Source organism: Streptomyces sp. NPDC058464, from assembly GCF_042721035.1.
Classification (GTDB): Bacteria; Actinomycetota; Actinomycetes; order Streptomycetales; family Streptomycetaceae; genus Streptomyces.
On record NZ_JBHXMA010000112.1, the window covers coordinates 1 to 4,268 of the forward strand.

At 70.8% G+C, this 4,268-nt stretch carries 4 protein-coding genes; 2 read left to right on the plus strand and 2 right to left on the minus strand.

The features are described 5' to 3' along the window. Window positions 1-101 precede the first annotated feature (101 nt). Both glgX and ACFWPQ_RS51860 read right to left on the minus strand, forming a co-directional pair. Complete coding sequence (glgX, locus tag ACFWPQ_RS51855) at window positions 102-2,210, minus strand: glycogen debranching protein GlgX (RefSeq protein WP_384052169.1); 2,109 nt, start codon at window positions 2,208-2,210, stop codon at window positions 102-104. A 23-nt stretch (window positions 2,211-2,233) separates the two neighbouring features. Then, the gene (locus ACFWPQ_RS51860; RefSeq protein ID WP_384052171.1) at window positions 2,234-2,737 is read right to left on the minus strand and encodes a pep a2; all 504 of its coding nucleotides are present in this window, start codon (window positions 2,735-2,737) and stop codon (window positions 2,234-2,236) included. A 306-nt stretch (window positions 2,738-3,043) separates the two neighbouring features. On the opposite strand from ACFWPQ_RS51860, the gene ACFWPQ_RS51865 reads away from it, so the two are divergent. Together ACFWPQ_RS51865 and ACFWPQ_RS51870 are read left to right on the plus strand one after the other, a co-directional pair. Further along, entirely contained in the window at window positions 3,044-3,337 is a 294-nt protein-coding gene (locus tag ACFWPQ_RS51865; RefSeq protein ID WP_361306531.1) for a DUF5133 domain-containing protein, read from the plus strand. Between the two features lie 101 nt (window positions 3,338-3,438). Next, window positions 3,439-4,268, plus strand: an 830-nt coding sequence (locus ACFWPQ_RS51870; RefSeq protein ID WP_384052174.1) for a maltotransferase domain-containing protein, incomplete at its 3' end; no start/stop codon positions are given.

Below are 4,268 nucleotides of genomic sequence, written 5' to 3' on the forward strand. Positions count from 1 at the left end.
GTTCCCCGCGCCCCTGAAGGGGCGCACTGCAGCGTCCCATTCTTTCAGGGGCGCGGGGAACTGCGCGAGCAAGCAACCCCCACCCAGCCGCACCCGTCGTACTACTTCGACGGCCGCGAGAGCACGATCAGGCTCCGGGCCTCGGCCCGCAGCCTCGTGCCCGCCTTCCGTTCGCGCTCGTCCGGCATCCCGTCCGCGTCGGCCGTGTCGAAGAGAATCGTCCAGTGCTCGCCGTAGGAGTCGTCGGGGAGCCGGAAGTCGACAGGTTCCCAGTAGCCGTTGAGGAGCAGCAGGAACGAGTCGTCGACCAGGCGCCCGCCGTAGGGGTCCCGTTCGGCGATGGCGTCGCCGTTGAGGAAGACGCCGACCGAGTGCGCGTCGGGGCGCTGCCAGTCCCGGTCGGTCATCTCGCGGGCGTCGGGCCGCAGCCACACCAGGTCGGGCAGTGGCTGCCCCGGGTGCACGGCGGTCTCGCCCCGGAAGAAGCGCCGCCGGCGCAGCACGGGATGCGCGGCGCGCAGCCCGATGACGTACCGGGTGAAGTCGGTGAGGGTCTGCTGTTCCCCGGTCAGTTCCCAGTCGATCCAGGAGACTTCGTTGTCCTGGCAGTAGGCGTTGTTGTTGCCGCTCTGGGTGCGGCCGAGTTCGTCGCCGTGGCTGAGCATGGGGATGCCCTGGGACAGCAGCAGGGTGGCGAGCAGGTTGCGCTGCTGGCGGGCCCGGAGTTCGAGCACGGCCGGGTCGGTGGTCTCGCCCTCGGCACCGCAGTTCCAGGACCGGTTGTGGCTCTCGCCGTCCCGGTTGCCCTCGCCGTTGGCCTGGTTGTGCTTGTCGTTGTACGACACCAGGTCGCGCAGCGTGAAACCGTCGTGCGCGGTGACGAAGTTGACGCTCGCCCGCGGCCGCCGCCTGCTGTGCTGGTACAGGTCGGAGGAGCCCGTGAGCCGGGAGGCGAACTCGCCCAGCGAGCCCGGCTCGGCCCGCCAGAAGTCGCGTACGGCGTCCCGGTACTTGCCGTTCCACTCCGACCACAGCTGCGGGAAGTTGCCGACCTGGTAGCCGCCCTCGCCCACGTCCCAGGGTTCGGCGATGAGCTTGACCCTGCTGATCACCGGGTCCTGCTGGATCAGGTCGAAGAACGCCGAAAGGCGGTCCACCTCGTGGAACTGCCGTGCCAGGGTGGCCGCGAGGTCGAAGCGGAAGCCGTCGACGTGCATCTCGGTCACCCAGTACCGCAGCGAGTCCATGATCAGCTGGAGCACGTAGGGGTGCCGCATCAGCAGGCTGTTCCCGGTGCCGGTGGTGTCGTAGTAGTGCGCCCAGTCGCCGTCGACCAGCCGGTAGTAGGAGGCGTTGTCGATGCCCCGGAAGGACAGCGTGGGGCCCATCTCGTTGCCCTCGGCGGTGTGGTTGTAGACCACGTCGAGGATCACTTCGAGGCCGGCCGCGTGCAGCGCCTTCACCATCGCCTTGAACTCGTCGACCTGCTGGCCCCGGGTGCCGAAGGCGCCGTAGGCGTTGTGCGGGGCGAAGTAGCCGATGGTGTTGTAGCCCCAGTAGTTGGACAGGCCCCGGTCCTGGAGGACCCCGTCCTGCACGAACTGGTGCACCGGCATCAGCTCGACCGCCGTGACGCCGAGCGAGGTCAGGTGGTCGAGGATCGCCGGGTGCGCGAGACCGGCGTAGCTGCCCCGGAGCCGTTCGGGTACCTCCGGATGGGTGAGGGTCAGCCCGCGGACATGGGCCTCGTAGATCACCGAGTCGGAGTACGGCCGCCGGGGCGGGCGGTCGTCGCCCCAGTCGAAGTAGGGGTCGATGACCACGCCGAGCAGGGAGTGCCCGGCGCTGTCGGCCGGGGAGGGGCCGCCGGGGGTGCGTTCGTAGAGGGAGGGGTGGTTGTCGATCTGGCCGTCTATCGCCCTCGCGTACGGGTCCAGCAGCAGCTTCGCCGGATTGCACCAGTGGCCGAGGTCTGGGTTCCAGGGGCCGGTCACCCGGTATCCGTAGCGCTGCCCCGGTCCGACGCCCGGCAGGTAGGCGTGCCAGACGAACCCGTCGACCTCGGTCATCGGCACCGTCGTCTCGGTGGCGGCGTCGTTCACCAGGACCAGTTCGACCCGTTCGGCGACCTCGCTGAACAGGGCGAAGTTGGTGCCCTGCCCGTCGAAGGAGGCCCCCAACGGGTAGGGGTGCCCGCTCCACACGGGCACCCCTCTCCGGGACTTCCTCGCCGTCACCGGGCGCCCTCCAGAACGCCGTCGGCGGATGCGGCCAACTGGGCGACCGGCAGGTCGCGCGGCACCTGCAGGACCCGGCGCAGCCGGGGAGCCGGACCGGACCTGACCAGCGGGACGCGCTCCCCGGAGCGGGCCCGCTGCGAGAACCAGATGATCTTGCTGCCGGTCTCCGGGGCACAGCAGCCCCAGCCGTCGCTGGTCGCGGCGAGGTGCGCCAGGCACCCGCGCAGGTCCTGGTCGGGGCGGAGATCCCGGTCGTCGTCACCGATGGCGGTGATGAGGTGCTGCCCGTTCCACCACATCTCGATGGACGTGCGTTTGTCCGTCGCGTGCTGGTCGATGGCGGTCAGCAGCAGTTCGGCACCGCGGCAGACGGGGTCCACGAGGTTGTCGAGATCCCAGTAACGCAGATGGGCGGCCAGTATGCGGCTGACCTGACCCACCCGTTCCGGGCTGACCTCGACGTCGAGGTGGTAGTAGCAGGGCACTGCGGTCTTCATTGTTGCCGGCTCCTCACCCGCGAAGCTCCCGCTCCCCCTCACCCGTCCGGAAATACGTTCCGGAAGCGCAGCGTGAGCGCTGGTCGCTCCTGAGTCACCTTCACTGTGCGGGCGCTACGCCATTCGTGCAACACGAGGGACTCCCGAGGTGGTTGAAGTTCCAACAAGACGCTCGGTCATCGTGCGTGCACCATGAGTGAAAGCCTCGATTCGCCGTAACGGCTCCGTGCCTCTCCGTGCCCGGACGCTCCCCCGATCCTCGGGGACACGTGCCCACTCGAGAGCGTCGGAAGGAACGACACGGCCATGCTGCTACCCGCGAAGGCCGAGGTGGCCCGGCAGCTGCGGCGCTACCGGGCGTGGGAGCGCGTCATGCTCGCCTCGCCGCAGGACCGCGAGGTGCGGTCCACCTTCGAGGACTCGGGCTACACACTGTGCGTCCTGATGGGCAAGCGGTGCGCCCGGGAGGCGGTGGAGGCGGCCGAGCGCTATCTGCGCACCAGCCTCGTCACCTACGTGCGGGAACAGGGTGGGCGGCCCCGGCTGGGCGGGACGGTCCGGCAGGGGCCGCCGACGGACCGGCGTTCCGCGAGGCAGTGATCCACAGACGGACCCCGCGGGAAGACACCGGTCTTCCGGCGCACTACGGACCGCGGAGCCGGGCCCTGGGCCCGGCTCCGCGCACGGCGGAGGTGAGACCCATGAAGGCGACCGAGCCCATCGGCCGCGTTCCGGTGCGTGACGTCCGGCCCGCCGTGGAGTGCGGCGGGCGGCCTGCGAAGGCGGTCCCGGGCGAGACCTTCCAGGTCACCGCCACCGTCTTCCGCGAGGGCCATGACGCGGTCGGCGCCAATGTGGTGCTGTGCGACCCCGAGGGCCGGCCCGGCCCCTGGACGCCGATGCGGGAGCTGGTCCCCGGCACCGACCGCTGGGGCGCCGAGGTGACCCCGGACGCGACGGGCCGCTGGACGTATCACGTGGAGTCCTGGAGCGCCCCGCTCGCCACCTGGCGGCAGCACGCCCGGGTGAAGATCCCGGCGGGCATCGACACCGGCCTGGTCCTGGAGGAGGGCGCCGAGCTGTACGAGCGGGCGGCCGCCGGTGTCCCCGCGGGACCTGCACGCGCCCGGATCCTCGCGGCGGCCCGGGCCCTGGGCGACGACTCCCTGCCCCTGCACGTGCGGCTGGCGAACGCCCTCGCTCCCGAGGTGGACGAGGTCCTGGCGCGGTTTCCGTTGCGGGAGTTGGTGTCCGTCTCCGAGGCGCTGCCGTTGCTCGTGGAGCGTGAGCGGGCCCTGTACGGCTCCTGGTACGAGTTCTTCCCGCGTTCGGAGGGGACGCCGGAGCGGCCGCACGGCACGTTCCGGACAGCGGCCCGCCGGCTGCCGAAGATCGCCGAGATGGGCTTCGACGTCGTCTACCTCCCCCCGATCCACCCCATCGGCACCACCTTCCGCAAGGGCCGCAACAACACCCTCGACCCCGGCCCCGACGACGTCGGCGTGCCCTGGGCGATCGGATCGCCCGAGGG